Annotated in this window: 4 protein-coding genes; 2 read left to right on the plus strand and 2 right to left on the minus strand. The window is 74.4% G+C overall.

The window, feature by feature from the left end; translation table 11 throughout:
* Positions 1-107: 107 nt before the first annotated feature.
* Together E4099_RS29980 and E4099_RS29985 are read right to left on the minus strand one after the other, a co-directional pair.
* Positions 108-590, minus strand: a complete 483-nt coding sequence (locus E4099_RS29980; RefSeq protein WP_135342255.1) for a DUF3515 family protein — start codon at positions 588-590, stop codon at positions 108-110.
* A 3-nt stretch (positions 591-593) separates the two neighbouring features.
* Positions 594-1,877 (minus strand): MFS transporter, encoded by a 1,284-nt coding sequence (locus E4099_RS29985; protein WP_245245306.1) that lies wholly within the window; start codon positions 1,875-1,877, stop codon positions 594-596.
* 69 nt (positions 1,878-1,946) lie between these two features.
* On the opposite strand from E4099_RS29985, the gene E4099_RS29990 reads away from it, so the two are divergent.
* Together E4099_RS29990 and snpA are read left to right on the plus strand one after the other, a co-directional pair.
* Complete coding sequence (locus tag E4099_RS29990; protein ID WP_135342256.1) at positions 1,947-2,522, plus strand: CGNR zinc finger domain-containing protein; 576 nt, start codon at positions 1,947-1,949, stop codon at positions 2,520-2,522.
* Between the two features lie 653 nt (positions 2,523-3,175).
* Positions 3,176-3,811, plus strand: coding sequence for a snapalysin (snpA, locus tag E4099_RS29995; RefSeq protein ID WP_209446801.1), 636 nt, complete (start codon positions 3,176-3,178; stop codon positions 3,809-3,811).
* Positions 3,812-4,070 lie beyond the last annotated feature (259 nt).

Below are 4,070 nucleotides of genomic sequence, written 5' to 3' on the forward strand. Positions count from 1 at the left end.
GGTCGGGGAGGCGCTGGAGACGGGGAGTGCCCGAGCGCCCGGGGCCCCGGGTGGGGCCGGTGGCACGACCGTCCGATCCGGGCCCGTCGGCGGGCCCGGAGGGGCCCTCAGTTGATGCACTCCTCCTGCTGGCGGATCGGCTTCACGCTGTGGCTCAACTCCACCAGCACCTCGTCGATGCCCGTCAGCCGGTCCGAGATGGCCACCTCCACCGCCGGGTGCCGGCCGTAGGTGATGACGAACTTCTTTCCGCCCTGGGACCGCGCCTCTTCCACGACCCAGTCCACCCCGTCGACGTTCACACAGGGCTCGGGCGTGGGGTCCGGCGCGCGCAGCCCGCACCGCAGCACCACGGCCTCGTCCCCCCACACGGCGACTCCCGGCCCCTTCCCCGGCTCCTGCCGCTGCCCGGCCAGGACCGACGGATACCTCGCGGCGATCCGCGCGCACCGCGGGTGGTCCCCCTGCGGCGCCGCCTGGATCCCGGGCTCCGACGAGGTGGTCTCCCTTACGATCAGCACCCCTCCGGCCACCAGGACGGCCACCGCCGCGCCGATGGCCGCGTGCCGCCCGCGAAAACGACGAGCCATCCGCTACCCCGCATCTTCCGCTCCACAAGAACCAGGCAGAACGCTACGCCCCGCACTCGGCCCGCCTCCGTCCACCCCCGAGGGGAAGGGGCGTGGGCCCGCCGGCACACGGGCCCCGGTGAGGGGTTGGCAGGCGGCGAGCAGCAGGCACAGGGCGGCCATCGAGGTCCACAGGGCGGTGGGGCCGGCGTGTTGCAGGATCTGGGTGCCGGCGAGGGGCGCGGCGACGGTCGCGATGCCCCAGCTGACGCCGTAGACGGCCAGGTAGCGGCCGATGGCATCGGGCGGGGCGAGGTCGGTGACGCGGGCGTAGGCCCGCGCCAGCACCAGCAGGTCGCCCGCGCTCCACACGACCGTGGCCAGGACGCAGGCCGGCAGGGTGTGCGCGGCGGCGTAGCCGAGCAGGCCGGCGCCGACCAGTCCGTATCCGAGGGCGAGTGCCGCCGGCGCGGACAGCGCGGCCAGGTGGCGTTGGCGCAGCGCCGGCTGGGCCGAGACGATGGTCAGCGCGGAGACGGTGAACAGCAGCCCGGCGTCCGCGGGTTGCAGTCCTCGGTGCGCCAGGGCCAGCGGCAGCGACATCGTGGTCTGCAGGGAGACCAGCGCGTATCCGGTGCCGAAGGCGAGCTGGGCGAGCAGGGCCCGGTCTCGCCAGGGGCGGATGGCGGTCTGTTCGGGGGCGTCGTCGCGCTGCCGGCCGATCCGGTCCGGGCGGTCCGCGGGCAGTACGGCATGGATCAGGATCGCGCAGAGCAGGCAGCTGAGCGCGTCGGCGACGAACAGCCACCGCAGGTCCCAGCGCCCCAGGGCGGTCGCCAGCAGGCCGGCCCCCATGCCACCCGCGGCCAGCGCGGCGTTCAGCAGGCCGAAGGCGCGCACCCGTTCGGTGGCGCCCACCGCGTCGGCGATCATCGCCTGGCTGGGTGGTTCGTAGAGTTCGAAGACCAGCCCCAGCAGTACCGCGAAGACCACGACCGCGGTCAGTGAGTCCGCTGCCGCGATGCCGAGTTGGGCCAGCGCGCAGCCGGCCATGCCGAGCACGATGGTGCGGCGGCGCCCCAGGCGGTCGGCGAGGCGTCCGCCGGCCAGGCGCGAGGGGATGGTGGCGATCCCGAAGGCGGCGGCGACGAGCCCGGCGGTGGCCTCGTCGGCCCCGTGGGAGGTGCTGATGAGGACGGTGAGGAAGGAGAGGGAGAACGCCCCCAGTCGGTTGATCATCCGGGCGACCAGCAGCAGCCATACGGAGCGCGGCAGTCGGCCGCCGCGCGGCGGGTATCGCACACTCACCTCCGTCACTGTTGAATTGCCGTATGTCAGTGACGGACGGTAGGCCCGAAAGAGGTAACTGGTCAAGTGATGTTTGACAGTCACATCGCAAGGCTGCTGGAAGCGGCGGTCTCCCTGGTCAACACGCTGACGGACGGCGAGGCATGCGGGCGGGTCCACCACGCGCCGCGCGATGGGGAGCTGGCGAGCGCCGTCGACTCGGCGCTCCCCGGCACGGACGGCGAGCGACGGGTGGTCGCGCCGGACCAGGCCGTACTGCTGGCCGGGACGGCGCGGGAGTTGCGGCGGGTCTTCGAGGCCATGAGCGCCGGGCAGCCGGACGAGGGGGTGGCGGTGGTCAACGCCCTGCTGGTGTCCAGCGGGGCCCGTCCGCAACTGGACCGTGCCCCGGGAGAGCCCTGGCAGCTCCACTTCCACGGGGCGGAGGACTCCCTGGCGGTGGGGTGGAGCGCCGGCTGCGCGACCGGGCTGGCGATCGTGATCAGCAGCGGTCTCGGTGACCGCCTCGGCGTCTGCCAGGCCACCCAGTGCGATCGGGTCTACCTCGACACCTCACGCAACGGCACGCGCCAGTTCTGCTCCACGGCCTGCCAGAACCGCACCAAGACCGCGGCCTTCCGGGCGCGGCGCGGCGGCCGGCCGTAGCGTCCGCCGGGGCCAGGCCCCGGCCCCCCTCGGGGGCCGGGCGCGGCCGCCGTCCACCGGTTCGGATCCGGCAGTGGGGCATCGAACTCGCTCGGGCGGCGTGGGCCGGTTCCGGCCACCGGTCGTTCACCGGACACCGGCCCCTCGGCACAGACCTGATGGCTCGTCGCCCATCGCCCGAGCCCCTGGCGCGCCGGGCCACCTGCCGGCTACCGCTCGTCGACACCGGGTACGGCGCCCCATGCTCCGCCGACCGGCATCGTCCCTCACCGCCGCGGTACGCCCCGGGGCCAACCGGCACCGACCTCGCCGCCGCGGTAGGCGCTGGCCCGCCGCCCACCGGCGGCCCCGTCCGCCGGCGCCCGCCCCGGCGCGATCGGCGGTCACGGAGGGCCCCCGGCCGGGGGCCGGCGGGGCCCGGCCGGGGGCCGGCGGGGCCCGGAAGGGCCCGACGGGGCTCGTGGCACGGTGCGGCCACCGCTCCCCGCCGCATGGAGCCCGCGCGCGGGTGGGTGGGGCAACCCCGCCGCGCATGGCCGGAAGTCGCCAGTGATGCGATGAGGTTATCGCCAGATGACATCATTCCCAACGCCCCTGCTCCACCCGAGGATTTCGCGGTACCGAACCCGTTCTCGGACGAGTAGGAGCCCCCCATGCAGCACCGCAGAACCGTCCTGGCCGCCGTCGCCGGGCTGGGCCTGGCCGCCGCCACGCTGGCCGCCGTACCCGCTCAGGCGTCCACCTCGAGCAGCACTCCGACGGCCTCGTACGCCAGCTACGAGAAGTCCAAGGAGAACGCGGCCGCCAACAAGGCCTTCTACCAGGCCGTCTTGAAGTCGGTGGCCGAGAAGCGCGCCGCGAACCCGGGTCTCAAGGCCGTCACCGTGGTCTACAGCACGGCCAACGCGCCCAGCTTCCGCACCCAGATAGCCCGCAGCGCCCAGATCTGGAACTCCTCGGTCTCCAACGTGAAGCTCGCCGAGGGTTCCAACCCGGACTTCAACTACTACGAGGGCAACGACTCGCGCGGCTCGTACGCCTCCACCGACGGCCACGGCCGGGGTTACATCTTCCTGGACTACGCCCAGAACCAGACCTACAACTCCACCCGGGTGACGGCGCACGAGACCGGCCACGTCCTGGGCCTGCCCGACCACTACACGGGCCCGTGCAGCGAGCTGATGTCCGGTGGCGGCCCGGGCACCTCCTGCACCAACGCCTACCCGAACTCCGCCGAACGGTCCCAGGTCAACTACCTGTGGCAGTACGGCATCGCCGCTGCGCGCTGACACCGCACCCGCTCCCCCTGCCCCGCGCCCGTCCGGGACTCCCCGGGCGGGCGCGTCCGCGTGCCCGCGGTCCGTACGGGCCGGGGCGGGCCCACGCCGCCGGATGCCGTGTCGAGCTGGTCGACCGGGCGCCGGCGCCCGGACAGGGGCGCCCGCCCTCGGTGCTCCGCAGCCGAGGACGTCCGGGCCTGGCCCGGACGCGCCGCCCATCGGCGCTCCGCCTCGGCCGCCTCTCTGGGCCGGTCCGCCGAGTGCCCGC

Source organism: Streptomyces palmae, assembly GCF_004684805.1.
GTDB classification, from domain to species: Bacteria; Actinomycetota; Actinomycetes; order Streptomycetales; family Streptomycetaceae; genus Streptomyces; species Streptomyces palmae.